This window comes from Pseudodesulfovibrio sediminis (assembly GCF_020886695.1).
GTDB classification, from domain to species: Bacteria; Desulfobacterota; Desulfovibrionia; order Desulfovibrionales; family Desulfovibrionaceae; genus Pseudodesulfovibrio; species Pseudodesulfovibrio sediminis.
In genome coordinates this window covers 3,091,827-3,108,005 of the sequence record NZ_AP024485.1, presented here as the reverse complement: position 1 = coordinate 3,108,005, position 16,179 = coordinate 3,091,827, and the positions used below count along the sequence as shown (strand labels likewise).

At 56.1% G+C, this 16,179-nt stretch carries 15 protein-coding genes; 6 read left to right on the top strand and 9 right to left on the bottom strand.

The genetic code is table 11. The features are described from left to right. Window positions 1–97: 97 nt before the first annotated feature. From SRBAKS_RS14740 to SRBAKS_RS14730, 3 genes are all read right to left on the bottom strand, one after another. Entirely contained in the window at window positions 98–1,165 is a 1,068-nt protein-coding gene (locus tag SRBAKS_RS14740) for an HDOD domain-containing protein (protein WP_229591651.1), read from the bottom strand. A gap of 167 nt (window positions 1,166–1,332) precedes the next feature. After that, a complete protein-coding gene (locus SRBAKS_RS14735) occupies window positions 1,333–2,574 on the bottom strand; it encodes an OprD family outer membrane porin (protein ID WP_229591650.1) in 1,242 nt (413 codons plus the stop codon). Between the two features lie 59 nt (window positions 2,575–2,633). Further along, the gene (locus SRBAKS_RS14730) at window positions 2,634–3,260 is read right to left on the bottom strand and encodes an MBL fold metallo-hydrolase (protein WP_229591649.1); all 627 of its coding nucleotides are present in this window, start codon (window positions 3,258–3,260) and stop codon (window positions 2,634–2,636) included. A gap of 62 nt (window positions 3,261–3,322) precedes the next feature. On the opposite strand from SRBAKS_RS14730, the gene SRBAKS_RS14725 reads away from it, so the two are divergent. Then, on the top strand, window positions 3,323–4,498 hold the full coding sequence (locus SRBAKS_RS14725) for an SGNH/GDSL hydrolase family protein (protein ID WP_229591648.1): 1,176 nt from the start codon (window positions 3,323–3,325) through the stop codon (window positions 4,496–4,498). An 8-nt stretch (window positions 4,499–4,506) separates the two neighbouring features. On the opposite strand, the gene SRBAKS_RS14720 is transcribed toward SRBAKS_RS14725, so the two are convergent. The 4 genes from SRBAKS_RS14720 to SRBAKS_RS14705 form a co-directional block, all read right to left on the bottom strand. Next, a complete protein-coding gene (locus SRBAKS_RS14720; protein WP_229591647.1) occupies window positions 4,507–5,898 on the bottom strand; it encodes a sigma-54-dependent transcriptional regulator in 1,392 nt (463 codons plus the stop codon). Continuing rightward, the gene (locus SRBAKS_RS14715; RefSeq protein ID WP_229591646.1) at window positions 5,895–7,745 is read right to left on the bottom strand and encodes a two-component system sensor histidine kinase NtrB; all 1,851 of its coding nucleotides are present in this window, start codon (window positions 7,743–7,745) and stop codon (window positions 5,895–5,897) included. The genes SRBAKS_RS14720 and SRBAKS_RS14715 overlap by 4 nt, the downstream gene beginning before the upstream one ends. Before the next feature lie 6 nt (window positions 7,746–7,751). Then, a complete protein-coding gene (locus tag SRBAKS_RS14710; RefSeq protein ID WP_229591645.1) occupies window positions 7,752–8,573 on the bottom strand; it encodes a DUF4405 domain-containing protein in 822 nt (273 codons plus the stop codon). A 158-nt stretch (window positions 8,574–8,731) separates the two neighbouring features. Then, complete coding sequence (locus tag SRBAKS_RS14705) at window positions 8,732–9,268, bottom strand: Spy/CpxP family protein refolding chaperone (protein ID WP_229591644.1); 537 nt, start codon at window positions 9,266–9,268, stop codon at window positions 8,732–8,734. Window positions 9,269–9,553: 285 nt separating this feature from the next. On the opposite strand from SRBAKS_RS14705, the gene SRBAKS_RS14700 reads away from it, so the two are divergent. The 5 genes from SRBAKS_RS14700 to SRBAKS_RS14680 all read left to right on the top strand — a co-directional run bounded on the left by SRBAKS_RS14700 (window position 9,554) and on the right by SRBAKS_RS14680 (window position 12,675). Continuing rightward, entirely contained in the window at window positions 9,554–9,760 is a 207-nt protein-coding gene (locus tag SRBAKS_RS14700) for an FmdB family zinc ribbon protein (RefSeq protein WP_229591643.1), read from the top strand. 152 nt (window positions 9,761–9,912) lie between these two features. After that, window positions 9,913–10,371, top strand: a complete 459-nt coding sequence (locus SRBAKS_RS14695; protein ID WP_229591642.1) for a deoxycytidylate deaminase — start codon at window positions 9,913–9,915, stop codon at window positions 10,369–10,371. Window positions 10,372–10,379: 8 nt separating this feature from the next. Then, window positions 10,380–11,492: a bifunctional diaminohydroxyphosphoribosylaminopyrimidine deaminase/5-amino-6-(5-phosphoribosylamino)uracil reductase RibD gene (ribD, locus tag SRBAKS_RS14690; protein ID WP_229591641.1), complete on the top strand. Its 1,113-nt coding sequence runs from the start codon at window positions 10,380–10,382 to the stop codon at window positions 11,490–11,492. A gap of 78 nt (window positions 11,493–11,570) precedes the next feature. After that, window positions 11,571–12,230, top strand: coding sequence for a riboflavin synthase (locus SRBAKS_RS14685; protein ID WP_229591640.1), 660 nt, complete (start codon window positions 11,571–11,573; stop codon window positions 12,228–12,230). 127 nt (window positions 12,231–12,357) lie between these two features. Then, the gene (locus SRBAKS_RS14680; RefSeq protein ID WP_229591639.1) at window positions 12,358–12,675 is read left to right on the top strand and encodes a DUF5684 domain-containing protein; all 318 of its coding nucleotides are present in this window, start codon (window positions 12,358–12,360) and stop codon (window positions 12,673–12,675) included. A gap of 407 nt (window positions 12,676–13,082) precedes the next feature. Here SRBAKS_RS14680 and leuS read toward each other — a convergent pair whose 3' ends face one another. After that, a complete protein-coding gene (gene leuS / locus SRBAKS_RS14675) occupies window positions 13,083–15,584 on the bottom strand; it encodes a leucine--tRNA ligase (protein ID WP_229591638.1) in 2,502 nt (833 codons plus the stop codon). A 150-nt stretch (window positions 15,585–15,734) separates the two neighbouring features. Next, window positions 15,735–16,178: a transcription antitermination factor NusB gene (gene nusB / locus SRBAKS_RS14670; protein WP_347339434.1), complete on the bottom strand. Its 444-nt coding sequence runs from the start codon at window positions 16,176–16,178 to the stop codon at window positions 15,735–15,737. Window position 16,179 lies beyond the last annotated feature (1 nt).

The window sequence follows — 16,179 nt, the reverse complement described above, 5'->3', positions numbered from 1 at the left end:
TTTGGGCCGCAAGTGTCAAATGGGCCGGGGCTCAAAAACGGAAAAAGCCGCCTGTTCAACACAGAACAGGCGGCTCGTGAAAACGGTTTCACCGAACTTATCCATCCAAAAGGATTTCAAAGGCCTCCATGAGTTCCTCGTCCAGGTCCTCGACCATGTGGTCCATACGCTCCGACGTGAACTCCATGGAATCCCAGATGGCCTTGTCCGGGGGCTGGATGAAATGCTCGCCGCTGGAGCCGATCCCCAGCCCCGTGGCAATGGTCTCGGCACAGTGGACCAGCCCCGGCTCCTCTTCTTTCTGGTTCGCCTTGGGCTGATGATGCTCCAAAACGGCGGCAACCAGCACGAACGGAAAATTCCACTTGCGCAACAGCATGCCGCCCAGGGTGGCGTGATCAAATCCCAGCAGTTTTTTCTCGGTCTCATAAAGAAGCACATCGGTCGCCCGTGAATGGGCATAAACGGCTGTGGCCCGGTCCGGCTCAGCCTGAAGCAGGATGAGCTGTCCGATGTCATGCAGCAGACCGGACACAAACGCGCGCTCAGGGTCCCCCTTGCCGGTGATGCGACACAATCTGCGCGCAATGAGTCCGCAGGCAACGGAGTGTTTCCAGAACTGCTCCATATCAAGCACATCCTCTGGCACGTCCTTGAACAGACTCATGACCGAGGTTCCCACGGCCAGGGTGGAGAGCTGGTTCACCCCCACCACGGTGACGGCACGCGAGATGGTGTCGATCTGCATGGGCAACGAATAAAATGCGGAGTTGACCATACGCAGCAGAAAGGCGGTCAGGCCGGGGTCCTGACTGATTATGGCAGCCAGATCGTCAGCCGATGTCGCCTTGCCGCTGATGGCCTGCTGCAGCTCCAGAAAGACCTGCGGCAATGCCGGAAGCTGCTGGTCCTGACGCAGGATGTCCAGAGGGTCCAGCGGGGTTACGGCAGGCAGCTCTTGTTCTGATTGAGCGGACTGGTATTTCTCGGGGTGCAGGGTCATGTCAACGGCAACCCGATCGGCACCGAGCCGAGCCAGCTGTTTTATGGAGTCATCTGGTTTGTGAATATATTTGAAACGCCTGGTAAGCAGCGCCTTGGCTGCATCAAGAGTCTCGGGAGCAACGTGAATCTCCCGCTCAGTAGAGACGGTTTCTTGTGCCATATTTTCAATTCCTACAGGTTTATGAAGCAAGCCGTACATAGAATCATAGAAGAAAAATCGAATAAGAAAAAGGGGTTTCTGATAAACACCCGTTTAATTTGTGCTTCCTCAAAGGAAGCCCCTGCAAACAACACAATTGCAGAGGCAACATGTTGAAATTACCCAATCTACATAAGCTGAAAATTATACTGAAGCCGCAACCTGACCTGATACCCGTCCGTGCCGCCAAAATCATTGTCCGCATCCTGATAGGACCAACGGTTCTGGATGGATAATCCTTTCAGATCGCCATCAAACTGGTACCCCAGATTCAGATTATACTCGTTGCGATCAAAGGAGGCACTGCGCCCGGAATCCGGGGTATACCCGAAGCCGGTCTTGATATTGACCGTAAACCCTTTGGCACCAAGACGCTCGAAGTCATAGGCAACGCCGAACAGCAGCGCTTTTTCCCCGGCGCGGTTGAAGGCATAGCTCATCATGTTGTTGAAGAAGGGATAGGTTCCCCAGGAGTTTCTGATACCGGCGGAGTTATCCACAACAGTGCCGCCGACATCAAACGTCCATCCGGCGAAACCGACTGTCCCGAGAACCCCCGCTTCTCCGGTGTTGTATTCCCCGCGCCGTTCATCCCCCACACTCCGCTGGTCAACTCCCTGAAACAGAATGCCGTAGTGCACTGCTTCGGCTTCCCCGAAGGTGTATTTGAGCTGAGCAAAAAACGTATTGTCCATGTCAGGGGCGTAATAATTCCAAAACCGTGTCGGCAGATTTTCCATGGCCTGCCAGTCAGCGCCGACCATGAATACGCCGGTGCTGGTCCCCTGCAATCCGGCCATCTCCGACATGGACACAAAGAGTTCGGTGTCACGCGCCTTTTCCTTGTCCACCCAGTAAACACTGAGTTCTACATCTTCGATATCCGAAGACTTCACGCCATACGCCTCAAATGTCTGTGGAACCATGCGGCTGTCATTGCCGTTGATGAACGGCGTCTCTATGCGTTGACGCCAAATACGCCCTTCGGTCTGGGAGTACCGCGCCTTGAAGTAGGCCTCGCCCAGGGCGATGAAGCCCTGATTGGTGGAAGAGAGAAGCCCGGTGCCGCCTTCATCCCGTTCGTTGAACATGTCAAGAAAGGGTATGGTCGTGTATCCGGCGACCCCGGCACCGAAGTACTCGGCCAGCCAGGGTGTCTCATATTTCAGGAAGCCACCCACGGCCAGAGACTCGCGGATGTTGTCGAAATCCTCCCCGGTGGTCTTGTTGCGCTGGGTGAAATAATACATGCGCGCCTGCCCGGTGAGCGTGCCGAATTCGGAGGGTTCCTCCTCTGCTGCAAGGCAGGGAACGGTCATGAGAATCAAGAGCAGAAGGACGAGACACTGCAAGGCTGGTATTCTTTTCATACCTTATGCGGTATCAGATTCACCGTTTTTTGCGCAAGAAGGAACCGCACCAAAGTTCATCATATAATAAAATGCGGATTGTTCTCTTTCTCGTGAACCACGGTGGTCATGGGACCGTGCCCGGAATACAGGCGGGTATCGTCGGGCAAAATGAAGATGCGGGAGCGGATGGAGGCGAGAAGCTCCGAAGAGCTGCCGCGCGGCAGATCTGTCCGCCCCACGGCGATCATGAAGATAAGATCCCCCACAAAGGCGCACCCTGCTGCCGGGAAAAAATAACTCAGGCTGCCGGGTGTGTGCCCCGGCGTGTCCAGCACGAGCATGTCCTGACCGAGCACCTTTCGCCTGCCGGGCATGATGACCGTGTACTCGAAGTCGATATACTCCATCAGTTCACGGAGCCCCATGGCCTCCAGCGACAGCTCCTTGAGGAATTCATCATTGTCATTGGCAAAAACAGGGACAGTGAACCTCTCAAGGACTTCCTTGACCCCGCCGATATGATCCACATGAAAATGGGTCAGGTAGATGGCTTCCAGCTCCAGCCCCAGCTCGTCGATCCGGTCAATAAGCCGGGTCGGGTCGATACCCACGTCAATGACGATCGCCTTGCCCTCGGCGCTGAGCAGGTAGCAGTTGGTCTCGTCCGGGCCGAGTACAAAGGTTTCGACAGTCAGTTTGCGCATGGGAGCCTTGACGGGTAATGAAGGTCTATCACGGTGATACACAACGAAGTACAAGGAACAAAATGCTGTATTTTCTCGGCAACTGTCAAATGGATTTCCTCTCGCGGGCCATGGCTGACCACGGACACGACGTACGCTATCGCGTACTCGCCTCGCCGCTCACCTACTCCAGTCACCCGGGGGCCATCCCTGCCGAGTTGAACAAGCTGGCCCAAAAGCACCGATTGGACACCTTCTTCCATGACCGCAGCCTCGACAATCAGTTCTGCATGATTTCCCGGGACGAAGCGCCTCCCGAATGTATTATCATGAGCCTGTTCCACGAGAATGTCCCGCTCTTTGTCCATCACCGCGACAAGTACGTCTTTTTCATGGACCCCACAGCCTGGTTCGGCAAGCCTGAACTGGAGGCGTGGATCAAGGCCGAGTGCGGCATGTTCAAGCCCAACCCGGCCACGTACCTCAAGCGATATGGCGAATATCTGGCCACTGTCCGCAGCCGGTTCTCCGACGTGCCCATTGTGGTGGTTTCGCGGCTGCACCATTTCCCGGCATTCGGCCCGGACCCGTATTCCTATCTGATGGAATGGCATGCGCTCTCCCGCGAGGCTCCGGCCCATTTCCGGGTATGGCAGCGGGAGCTGAACAATGTACATCTGGTGGACATGAACCGCATCTTCGGCGGTATCTGGGCAGAGGGCGAACAGCGCATCGAAGCGCACTGCCCTTTTCTCAAGATCAAACTGGAAGAGGAAAACGACCGAGTGGTCGGGCTGCACGCCAGCCGCGATGTGGAACACATCGGGTCCATGTGGCCACGACTGGCCCGCACGGTGTCGACGTTTCTCGATTCAGGCGAGATCTCCTATGCGGAGACTGAAACAATACCGCGTGCATGGTCACGGCCATGGCAGCCGAGCCGGTTCGATGAGAGCGGCATGCTGGAAAAACTGGCCTCCGGCGGCAATTACCTCTGGGCCGAAACCGTGGCCGGATTCTTTCTGGACCTGCAGTCGGACTACACCCCCTTGCTGGCCCGCATGGGGCACCTCATGCCGGTCTGTCACAACACCCTGCACATGATCAAAGCATATGGCCGAATTTTCAAGAACCCAGAGCTGACCCAGTGGTGCGACGCTCACAGAAAAACCGCCGAGCAGTTCACGGCCAATGGGCCGACCTACCAGGCGGATTATCTGAGACGTCTTGACGCAATCAAGGCTTTTGCCCTGAACTGACGCACGCTTTATCGACGGGTCAGGCCGTACTTCTTTAACTTGTATTGCAGGGTACGACGGCTGATGCCAAGGGCTTCGGCCGTGCGTTCTCGGTGGTTGCCGTTCTCTTCCAGCGCCTGGATGATGGCCTGTTTCTCCGCCTCTTCCAGGTTGGCCGGAGCAGGCGGCGTCGGCGTCATGGAAGGAGAAATATCCATATGGATTTCCGCTTCACGCGCACCAGTGATCTGGGACGGAAGCAGATCCGTTCCAAGGGCATCCGACCGCGACAGGATGAGCGCCCGTTCCAGCACATTTTCCAGCTCACGGACATTGCCGGGCCAATCGTAATCGGACAGGGCATCCAGAAATGCGGGTGTCACTGTACGGATGATCTTGTTGTTTTTATTGCCCAACCGCCTGAGCAGAAAACTGACCAGCAGAGGAAGGTCTTCCTTGCGCTCGCACAAAGGCGGGATGCGAATCTCAAGCACGGCCAGCCGGTAATACAGGTCTTCACGGAACCGCCCTGCATCCACCTCTTTCTTGAGATTCCTGTTGGTGGCCGCAATGATGCGCGTATCCACCTGCACAGGAGAAACGGACCCCAGCGGCTCAATGGTTTTCTCCTGCAACGCACGCAACAGCTTGGCCTGCAGGGCACCGGGAATCTCACCGATCTCATCAAGGAAGAGCGTCCCGCCGTCCGCCAGTTGGAACCGACCGGGCTTGTCTTTGACGGCCCCGGTAAAGGCGCCCTTTTCGTACCCGAACAGCTCGGATTCCAACAAATCATCCGGCAGAGCGGCACAGTTGACCTTGATAAGCGGCCTGTCGGCTCGGTTGGACGCGCGATGCAGTCCCTCTGCCACAAGCTCCTTACCCGTCCCGGACGGCCCAAGGACCAGTACCGTAGCCTCGGAAGGACCGGCCTGACCGATGAGATCGCGGACCCGTTCAATCCCGGGGCTGGCACCGATAAAATCCGCTTCACCAGAGACTTCCAGCTTGAGGCGGATGTTTTCATTGAGCAGTTTGTGGTACTCAAAGGCTTTGCTGATAACCGCGATCAACTCGTCGTTGTCCGCAGGCTTGGTCAGATAGTCGAAGGCCCCTTTTTTCATGGCGTCCACGGCACTGCCCACGGAACCGAATGCGGTCAGCAGGACAACGGGCATGATGGGCCGCCGGACCTGCAACTCCTTCAAAAGCTGCATGCCGTCCATACCGGGCATCTTCATGTCCACCAGGGCCACGCTTGGGTAGGTGTCGGACTCCGCTTCTTCCGCCAGCATCGAGAGCGCGCGCTCGCCGGACCCCGCTTCAAGAACAGTCCAGCCGTCATCTTCGAGCACGGCTCGAACCATCATTCTATGACTCGGTTCATCATCTACTACGAGGACAATACGTTCATCTGTCATATGTCAATACCTTCCTGATCGTCATCCGGCATATCGGGAAAAAAGAGTTGCACTTCCATGCCTTCACCCGGCAGGGACTGAACAACGGCACGCCCCTTGTGAGCACGCATGATGTTCTGCACAATGGCCAAACCAAGGCCTGTGCCGGTCTTTTTGCCCGTTACAAACGGCTTAAATACGTCATCACTGAGTTCCGGGTCCATTCCCGGCCCGTCATCAGCCACGATAATCCAGACACCGCCGTCACCGCGCTCCGATGTAAGATGGATATGGCCCGGCCTGGGGCAATCGGTGCACCCTTCAATGGCGTCCAGACTGTTGGAAATAAGATTGAGCAGCACCTGCCTGAGAGCATCCTGATCGGCGTACAGCGGGTCAGGACCGAAATCGAACTCCGGTTCGATCTGCTTGCCTTCAAAATCAAACCGCATGAGCTGGCGGATGGAATCCCCGACCTTGGCCAGGTCGATGTGCTTGGGGTCAAGCGTACGCGGCTTGGCCAGATACAGCAGATCGGTCACCACGCGGTTAAGGCGATCCGCCTCCTGCACCATGGTGGTGGCATATTGATCAAGCGGGGCCTGCCCTTTGAGCTTGGTGGCGAACAGCTGAGCGAAACCGCGCAGGGAAGAAAGCGGGTTGCGCACTTCGTGTGCGACGCCTGCGGCCAAAGATCCGATGGCCGCCAACCGCTTGGCCTCGTTCAGGTCTTCTTCCAGCGAACGTATCTGAGTACGGTCACGGAGCAGCACAAGACGCTGTCCCAATTCCGGCGCGGCATCCTCGTCGTATGTCTGAAGATGCAGAGACAATATTTCGAGCTGACGCCCCTGGTAATCATACTGCTGCCAGCCATACGGGATGGACATTCTGGACATTTCCGACGCGCCGCCAAAGGGAAAGTCTCTCCAATTGGACCCGATGATCTCGGGTGCTCCCTCCCGCCCTTCCGGGGTAAGGAGTGTCTTGGCCGAATAGTTGGCCGCCAGAATCTCGCCGTCTTCAGCCAACGTAACGAGGCCGTCCGGCATGTTGTCGAGAAGAGTATTCTGAAACCGCTCCAGTCGAACCAGCTTGCGGCTGGCACCGCGCCGTCTGAGATAGGCGAAGACCAACGACCACAGGACCACGGCCGCCAGGAAAACATATCCTGTCTGGTACGTGGCCGCGCGTTTATACTGACGATACTGGGCCATATGCTTTTCCGCATTGAGCCCCACCACCAGAAACACCGGCGGCTCCTGGCTCTCGTTCACCGCAGCGGCCCCAAGGCCTTGCCCCAGTCGGAATGGCCGTCGAGAGCCTTGCTCCAGAGAATGATCACCCTGAGTTTCTTCGGGAGGCACTCCCGGCCTGCCGGACAGAGTAGCGATACCGGGGCGGGTACGCAGACCGGAAATAAGCACCCCTTTCTTGCCGACCTCGGCCATGACATGCCAGGCCCGGCCCGGCTCAATGTCCTGAGTCACGGAATCAGGCAGTTTGAACACCGGAGGCTGCTGATCGGTCACAGAGGCAACGAGCGGCTTGCCATCGGCTCCGAAAAGGGAAATGAAAACGATATCTTCGGACTTGGACAGCTCGGTAAAGAGCTCTTCCGCCATGGCCTGGAAAAGCTTGGGCGATTGCTGGCCCATACGCAGGGTTCGCGCGATGCGGAGAATGTTGTTATCCACACCGCGCAGAATGGAGTTGCCGGTCATGATCATGTGGTCCTCGACAATCTTGCGCTGCTGCGCAATGGACTGCCATGTCAAATAGAGGCTTCCCAAGCCCAGCACGATAAGCGCCAGGACCAGGGCAACCAGAGGACTTTTTTCTTTTCCTTCCCGACGGGCAACTTCCATATGAGCCTACTTACTCCCCTTCACAATCATATATATTTCTTTGGGAGAGATTTTGTGTTTTTCTGCCAGTTCCTTGAATGTACTGGTGTCGTCAGCCGCTATGCCCGCAGCCTCAAGTCGTTCAAAGACCGTGTCCTTGTCCAGACCATAGGTCATGCAGATCGTTGAAATATTCACCTTGCCTGTACCTTCGGGCGGATTCAGCGGCATGGTGTCAAAAGGATCGGCGTCCTGTCCCATACGGATATCATTGAAGACCTGCTGCGGGCTCACTCCCTTGGAGCGGGCGATGTCCTTGATCAGGGATCTTTCATTGATGGAGCTGTCATATCCAGCCGCATGCAGCGCCTCGACAGCCTGGGTCACGTCAAATCCGAGGAAGCCGCAGAACTTCATGAGCGGGCTGGTTTCAGCGTGCCCGTAGGGAGGGTTGCCGTACATCTCGGTAGCGTCGGCCTTGATCTCCGTGCCCAGATCGAGGAGATCCTGCATGGGGGACAGCCCCAGCAGGGTTCCGGCGAAAACGGCTACGGTCAAGAGGATGCTGATAATCATGGGAACGGTCATGACGACCAATTCGCGGGCCTTGTTCTTCATGTAGGCCATGAGCGGCTTCAGATTCAGAAAGACATGCAGTAGCAACGCGATAAAGAAAAGTGTGCCGACAGTCAGATGGGTATCACCCCACTGTCCTTTGGTCAGGCCGAACAATTGCCAATCTGCCCAGTTGGCCACGCGGCCTTCCGGGACTATATAAAGCACCACGCTGGTGACGATGGTGACGAGGAATGAAATGAGAGCGGTCAGTGACGTTATTTTTCGCAACATCCAGTTTCTCCTCAAGGGGCGATGTTTGGTTGTTTTCCGATTTCTCAGAACGGTTTTTCCAGCGCTTCCCCGCTGGATTGCAGCATTACGGGACGAGTCACCACCAGGGTCACACGTCCCGCAGAGTCCTGTTTTCCGGGGTTATCGGAAAGTGTTACTTACATGCGTCCCATGCCGTAGCCGGGGCAGTCGCCACCAAAACAATTCTGACCACGGCCCTGGAATCCCTGACCGAATCCGGGGCAATCCACGCCAAAGCCGCCCTGTCCGCGACCCTGAAAGCCCATGCCAGGGCCGGGGTAGTTTCCACCGCGCCCAAAACCGACAAGGCCGGTTTCCGCCTCAAGCTCATCAGCCATGGCGTTACGCGTGTCGAGCATCTGCTCATGCAGGGAGGAAATAGCAGTGATCAGTTTGCCTATTTTCTTTTCGTCCGCCTGGCCGCCGTTGACCATAGCCTGCAGGGTTGCGCGCTTGGTCAGCATCTGGCTCCGCAACTCAGTGAATTTGGGAGAATATTTTTTATAGATACCGTCGACAGCAGCCTGTTTTTCAGGGGTCAATTGCGAATAGAGATTGGAGCCCATGCGCTGTCCGGCTTTGTGACCATACCCTGGTCCAGCAACTGCAAGTGCGGCCATGGCAAGAACCAGGACTGCGGCTGAAACGGTAATGGTGATATTCTTTTTGTTCATAATAAAGCTCCTCAAGCGGGGTGGGGGTAAAATGTTTCATGCAAAGAGGAAGATGAGTGTGTTTCTTCTTGCTACTGCATAAAGCATTTGCTGTGCCAAATCATAACACACCAATTTACTTAAACAAAAAGTCACAAAGCGCAAAAAATGCACATATTTTGTGCACTCTGCTTCACATAAATGCACACATTTTGTGCAAAGTGCAAGCGCGCCGACTTGACAACATCCCCTTGCACAGCTCATTTAATTTATCGATAGGGACACGCAAACACAAAGGATCTATCTATGCCGATTTTCGAATACGTCTGTCAGGAATGCAAGAACGATTTTGAAGAGCTGCTACTCGGCCAGGATCAGCAAGCAGCCTGTCCGAAGTGTGGATCGGACAAGACCGAAAAATGCATCAGCGCATGCGCTGCAAAGGTCGACGGCGGTGCTTCCGGCCTCCCCTCCATGCAGAATATGGGCAGCGATTGTTTCGGTGGTGGCTGAAGCTTCTAGACTCTTCGCTCCGGTCGGAGCGAACACACACGTCGAGCCCACTGAGTTCGGCAACGAATAGCGCATATCAGCCGTTTCCTTTCACACGGAGAAGTGATAAGCGGGACTATTCATCTTACCCTTGGAACGCGTAAGGAACTCCCATGCAAAGCAGACTGCCCTGGCCCGAATATTTCATGCGCATCGCCCACCTGGTGGCCCAGCGCTCCACATGTACCCGACGCGCCGTCGGCGCCATCGCCGTTGGCGGCAAACGTATCCTGGCAACAGGCTATAACGGCGTGCCCTCAAATGTTGCCCACTGCGAAGAGGTGGGCTGCATCCGCGACAAACTCGGTATTCCTTCCGGAGAACGCCACGAGCTGTGCCGTGGACTGCACGCCGAGCAGAATGTCATCATCCAGGCCGCCACCCACAGCCTCGACCTCAAGGGATGCGACATCTACTGCACAACGAAACCGTGTATCCTGTGCACCAAGATGCTCATCAACTGCGAAGTGCGGAATATCTATTTCGCCGAAAACTACCCGGACGAACTCTCCGAACAGATGCTCGCTGAGGCAAGAGTTAACTATGTCTTCATGGAAGGCGACTTCATCTAGGACAAACCATGTCGAATGAACGTTTCATGACCCGAGCCGTGGAACTTGCCTATAAAGGGCGAGGGGCGACAGCGCCCAATCCCTGCGTCGGGGCGGTACTGGTAAAAGACAACACCATTGTGGCCGAAGGATATCACACGCAATACGGCAAGCTGCACGCCGAGCGCGAGTGCCTGGCCGATGCCCGCGCCAAGGGCGTGGATCCCGCCGGGCTGACCATGTTCGTGACCCTTGAGCCGTGCAATCATCACGGCAAGACCCCGCCCTGCACAGAAGCGATCATCGACGCAGGAATCGGCAAGGTGGTAATCGGCGCGCTCGACCCCAACCCGGTAGCCGCTGGCGGGGTGGAAGCATTACAGAATGCCGGTATCGAGGTGGAGATCAACGTCTGTTCACAGGCCTGTTGCGATCTGATCGCGGACTTTCTACTGTGGCAAACCTCCAATTCCCCTTTCAACATCATCAAGATGGCCGCTACGCTGGATGGTAAAATTGCCTCCAGCCGCCGTAAACCCGAGCCGGTCTCCGGGCCGGAATCGTTCGCCCGTGTCCATCAATTGCGTCGCATAGCCGGTGCAGTCGTGGTCGGGGGCAATACTTTTTATGCAGACAACCCCAGCCTGACCTGTCGGCAGGACGCCCTCCCTGCCAATTTCACCCAGCCGCTGGGCATTGTGGTCACGTCCCGTCTGCCGGAACGGCCATCGGATTTCACCCTGCTGCGGGAACGGCCGTCACAGGCCATTTTCATGACCACGGAAGACGCGGCCCGAAGCGAAGCCGCCGACATATTGCGGGAACGCGGCACTTCGGTCTGGCCCCTGCCCGGTCCGCAGGGCGGACTCAATCTGTCCATCGGCCTGGAGCGGCTGCGCTATGACCGAGGTTGCCATTACACCCTGTGTGAAGGCGGCGGTCGGTTCGCCATGGCCTTGATTGAACAGGGACTCGTTGACGAACTGGTCCACTTTGTCACGCCACGCATCCTTGGCGACGAGACCGCACCGGCAGCGTACTCGGGGCGCAGTAATGTGACCATGGCAGACACCTGCGATTTTCGCATTGCGCAGGTCGAATCCACCGGCGTGGACATCATGCTGACACTGCGCAAAAAATAACGCACCGCAGGAAGCCCCCCCGATTTACACTTACCCGGCTCCCTGCTACAACTTCGCCAAACAGCGCGAGGTACTTTTATGTTTACAGGATTGGTCATGGGCATGGGCCGCATCGAAGCCGCAGACAATCGTGGCTCAGAGACACGTTTCCGCATTCGTGCGCTCTTTGATCTGCCCGACATCGAACTTGGCGAATCCATTGCCGTGAATGGCGTATGCCTTACGGTGGAAACCCTCGGCGACAACTGGTTCACCTGTTATTCCAGCAAGGAAACCATGGGCGTCACCAGCCTCGGAAACCTCAAGGTCGGGTCCGAAGCCAATCTGGAACGCGCCATGGCCATGGGCGACCGCTTTGGCGGGCATATTGTTTCCGGCCATGTGGATTGCCTGGCCGAGGTGGCTGAAGTGCGCCCTGCCGGAGAATCCAAAATCTACCGTCTCGCCTTTGATGCCGCGACCGGCAAGTATGTCATTCCCAAAGGCTCCGTAACTCTGGACGGCATTTCTTTGACCGTAAACGATTGCACCCCCACATGGCTGGAGGTGAACATCATCCCGGAGACCCAGAAGGTCACCACCATCAGCGGCTGGACCCCCGGCACCAAGGTCAACATGGAGACCGACATCATCGGGAAATATGTGGAGCGCATGGTCGCCCCCTGGGTAAGTGACGGAGAGTCGGGCACGGCCAAAACCGGCATCACCATGGACTACCTGCGGGAGCACGGTTTCTGATTCGCCACTTCTTTTCGTTTTTTCAAGGCACGTTTTCGGACGTGTCTTTTTTTTGCGTTCGCCGTTGACCAACTCACCTGCCGGGGCTACAGATAGAAAAATCAATAACACGTTAGGAGAGTATATCATGAGTTTAATTTCACTGATTATAATCATCGCGGTCTTTGCAGGGCTCTGGAAAACATATGCTAAAGCTGGCGAGCCCGGCTGGGCCTGTCTGATCCCGGTCTACAACCTGTGGGTTCTGGTTCGTATCGCGGGAAGGGAATGGTACTGGTTTGTCCTCTTTCTCATCCCGCTCATCAACATCATCGTTTTCATCATTATTTCTTTGGATATTACCAAAAGATTCAAACAGCCCATGCCGTTTGCCGCAGGTCTGTTTCTGCTTCCGTGGATATTCTATCCCATTCTCGGTTTTGGGAGCGCCCAATACCAACGATAGTCTTATTCGTTAAGGAACGTAGAACAATCGGAAGCGAACCCTAGAGCCTGTCTCGGACGACGCAGCGCAGCCCGACCGAGTTTGCGTCGCAGACAATCTGTCGGGCAGTGAAGTCGCTTACGGGCTCTTGGGTGCGCTTCCTCGATCACACACAAAAAAGCGCTTTTTGCCTCCTTTTTGCCGCTTAGCAAAAAGCAGGTCGCCGTAAAGGCGACAAATCCGCAGGACAGCGGATTTGGACGTCGGTTCCTGCCGACGCCCCGAAGGGGTGAGCCCCAGGACGGGGCGAATCAAACCTTTGGAATAAATTTGAATTAAACTCTCACCGCGTAGCGCGCAAATCTAAAAAAAAGAGGCCGAAAGGACAACGTCCTCCCGGCCTCTCATAAAAAAGCGTGTAACGCGAACTAATTAGCGACGATATTCACCAATTTATTCGGAATGACAATAACCTTCCGTACAGTCTTCCCTTCAACAAACTTCACCACATTCTCAAGGCCGAGCGCGATGCTTTCCACCTCATCCTTAGGGGCGTTGTTGGGAGCCTGGAACTTGCCACGCACCTTGCCGTTGACCTGAACGACCAGGGTGACCTCATCCTTGACCAGTGCAGACTCGTCATAGGTGGGCCAGCTCTGACTGGTCAGGGGAGTGTCGTGCCCCATGGCCTGCCACAGCTCCTCGCAAATATGGGGAGCAATGGGATCAAGCAGGGTCACTGCCGTGGCAATGGCCGAAGACAGGGCCGCAGGATCGGCATCCTTGAGCTCATCTTTGACGTGATACATCTCGTTGACCAGCTCCATGACAGCGGCGATGACCGTGTTGAACTGGAAATCGTTCTCGATGTCACGGGTGGCGCGTTTGACTGTTTCGTGCTCCTTGAAGCGCAGCTTCTTGGCCGCATCGGACTCCGGCTTGTTGGCGGATGTAGGCATGACCGGAGTCAGCACCTCCTCCACTTCCTCCACCAGACGCCAGAGACGGGAAAGGAAACGGAATGCGCCGTCAATACCCTGATCAGACCACTCCAGCTCCTTGGCCGGAGGCGATGCGAACAGGATGAACAAACGGGTAGCGTCCGCTCCATATTCATTGATCATGGAATTGGGATCGACCACGTTGCCCTTGGACTTGGACATCTTGCCGCCATCCTTGAGCACCATCCCCTGCGTAAGCAGGTTGGAAAACGGCTCGCTGGCCGACACGAACCCGAAGTCGCGCAGGGCCTTGGTAAAGAATCTGGAATAGAGCAGATGCAGAATGGCATGCTCGATGCCGCCGATGTACTGATCCACATTCATCCAGTAATCCAGATGCTCTACGCCGAGGGCTTCCTCGGTGTTGCGGGGATCACAAAAGCGCATGTAGTACCAGGAGGACTCGAAAAAGGTATCAAAGGTGTCGGTCTCGCGGCGGGCGGCCTTGCCGCAGGTAGGACACTCGCAGTTCACAAATTCTTCCATCTGCGGGAGCGGCGATTTACCATCCTTGCGCACCTGAGCGTTCGCGGGCAACAGCACCGGGAGCTGATCCTCGGGCACGGGCACGGCACCGCAATCTTCACAGTAGATGATCGGGATGGGAGCGCCCCAGAAGCGCTGACGCGAGACGTTCCAGTCACGCAAGCGATAGTTGACGGCCATCTTGCCTTTACCGGACTGGTCCAGATGCTCGACAATGGCCTTCTTGGCGGCTTCGTTCTCCATGCCGTCAAAATCGCCGGAGTTGATCATGAAACCGGGAGCCGTGTAGGCGGCGTCCAGATCAGCAGCGTTCAGGATCTCGCCCTTTTCCTGCAGTTCGGGCGGATTGATGACGGCCTGCATGGGCAATGCGTATTTGGTGGCAAATTCGAAATCACGCTGATCGTGAGCCGGGACCGCCATGACCGCGCCGGTTCCGTACCCCATGAGCACGAAGTTGGCGATGTAGATGGGAATATCCTTGCCCGTGACCGGGTTCACGCAATACTTGCCTGTGAAGATGCCCTCTTTTTCGAGGTCGTCTGCGCCGCGCTTGATGCGGTCCATGTCCCTGATGTTCTTGACGAACACATCGATGTCAGCCTTGTTGTCGGCATCGGCGGTGAGGACATCCACCATGGGATGCTCGGCGGCAATGGACATGAAGGTCGCACCGAACAGCGTGTCCGGGCGGGTGGTAAAGACGTCGATGGTCTGGTCCATGTCCTTGACCTGAAAAGTCAGCTCCGCACCATAGGACTTGCCGATCCAGTTGCGCTGCATGGTCAGCACGCGCTCGGGCCAGCCGTCTTCCAATGTGTCGAGATCAGCCAACAGCTCGTCGGCATAATCGGTAATGCGCAGGAACCACTGCTCCATGTCCTTCTGTTCGACTTCGGAATCACAGCGCCAGCACAACCCGTCCTCCACCTGCTCGTTGGCGAGCACAGTGTTGCAGTCCGGGCACCAGTTCTGGGGGGAATTCTTGCGGTAGGCAAGGCCCTTTTCCAGGAACTTGAGAAAAAACTTCTGCTCCCACTTGTAGTACTCGGGACGGAAGGAAGCGAGTTCGCGCCGCCAGTCGTAGGAGTATCCCAGTCGCTGAAGCTGCTCGCGCATCTCGCTGATGTTCTGATGGGTCCACTCTGCCGGGTGCGTCTCATGCTTGATGGCCGCATTCTCGGCGGGCAGGCCGAACGCATCCCACCCCATGGGGTGCAGCACGTTGAAACCCTGCATGGCCTTGAAACGAGCAACCACGTCACCGATGGAGTAGTTGCGCACATGGCCCATGTGGATTTTGCCGGAGGGATAGGGGAACATCTCCAACACATAATATTTGGGCTTGCCGGGTTCGGTCTCAACCTCGAAGCAGCCGGATTCTTTCCAGATCTCCTGCCACTTCTTTTCAATAGATTCAGGATTATATTTCCCTAAAGCCATGATTCAATCCTCGTCGGTTGTCGGAGCAATGTCCAAATGCAGTCATGGCGACGACATATACCCTCGGCCATGGCTGGGCATGATCCGGAATACCTTTGTCATCGTGCAGTGCTTTTTGAATTGTCCTGACAACCTCTAAATATGGTTTGCTTACTTTTTCAAAGACTTGGCAACGCCATCCAGAATACCGTTGACAAACGAACGTGACTTGTCGTCACCGAATGTCTTGGTCAGCTCGATGGCCTCGTTGATGGCCGCCTTCACCGGGATATCCGTGAACATCATTTCATAGAGCGAGAGTCTCAGGATGGAAACTTCCACCATGGCGATACGATTGATCTTCCAGTGCTGGGAGTGATCCTGAATGGCCTGATCAATTTCCGCGCGCTTTTCATCCACGCCAATGACCAGGTCATGGGCGAATTCTCTGGCGATCTCCGACTCCTGCTCAATGACAAGCGGGTTCAGGGCAAACAGCGTTTCCGCGTCTGCCGGTTCTTCCGCGTCAAGAAAATGCGTGGAGTATAGCACCTGAAAAGCCAGAGTGCGTCCCACTCTGCGAATGCCGGGCCTGTTGCCCTTTTTCTTTGCCATG

Bases quoted from the DNA above. Each gene is read 5' to 3' on its own strand.
- SRBAKS_RS14740 (WP_229591651.1), bottom strand. From the start codon at position 1,165: ATGGCACAAGAAACCGTCTCTACTGAGCGGGAGATTCACGTTGCTCCC.
- SRBAKS_RS14735 (WP_229591650.1), bottom strand. From the start codon at position 2,574: ATGAAAAGAATACCAGCCTTGCAGTGTCTCGTCCTTCTGCTCTTGATT.
- SRBAKS_RS14730 (WP_229591649.1), bottom strand. From the start codon at position 3,260: ATGCGCAAACTGACTGTCGAAACCTTTGTACTCGGCCCGGACGAGACC.
- SRBAKS_RS14725 (WP_229591648.1), top strand. From the start codon at position 3,323: ATGCTGTATTTTCTCGGCAACTGTCAAATGGATTTCCTCTCGCGGGCC.
- SRBAKS_RS14720 (WP_229591647.1), bottom strand. From the start codon at position 5,898: ATGACAGATGAACGTATTGTCCTCGTAGTAGATGATGAACCGAGTCAT.
- SRBAKS_RS14715 (WP_229591646.1), bottom strand. From the start codon at position 7,745: ATGGAAGTTGCCCGTCGGGAAGGAAAAGAAAAAAGTCCTCTGGTTGCC.
- SRBAKS_RS14710 (WP_229591645.1), bottom strand. From the start codon at position 8,573: ATGTTGCGAAAAATAACGTCACTGACCGCTCTCATTTCATTCCTCGTC.
- SRBAKS_RS14705 (WP_229591644.1), bottom strand. From the start codon at position 9,268: ATGAACAAAAAGAATATCACCATTACCGTTTCAGCCGCAGTCCTGGTT.
- SRBAKS_RS14700 (WP_229591643.1), top strand. From the start codon at position 9,554: ATGCCGATTTTCGAATACGTCTGTCAGGAATGCAAGAACGATTTTGAA.
- SRBAKS_RS14695 (WP_229591642.1), top strand. From the start codon at position 9,913: ATGCAAAGCAGACTGCCCTGGCCCGAATATTTCATGCGCATCGCCCAC.
- ribD (WP_229591641.1), top strand. From the start codon at position 10,380: ATGTCGAATGAACGTTTCATGACCCGAGCCGTGGAACTTGCCTATAAA.
- SRBAKS_RS14685 (WP_229591640.1), top strand. From the start codon at position 11,571: ATGTTTACAGGATTGGTCATGGGCATGGGCCGCATCGAAGCCGCAGAC.
- SRBAKS_RS14680 (WP_229591639.1), top strand. From the start codon at position 12,358: ATGAGTTTAATTTCACTGATTATAATCATCGCGGTCTTTGCAGGGCTC.
- leuS (WP_229591638.1), bottom strand. From the start codon at position 15,584: ATGGCTTTAGGGAAATATAATCCTGAATCTATTGAAAAGAAGTGGCAG.
- nusB (WP_347339434.1), bottom strand. From the start codon at position 16,178: ATGGCAAAGAAAAAGGGCAACAGGCCCGGCATTCGCAGAGTGGGACGC.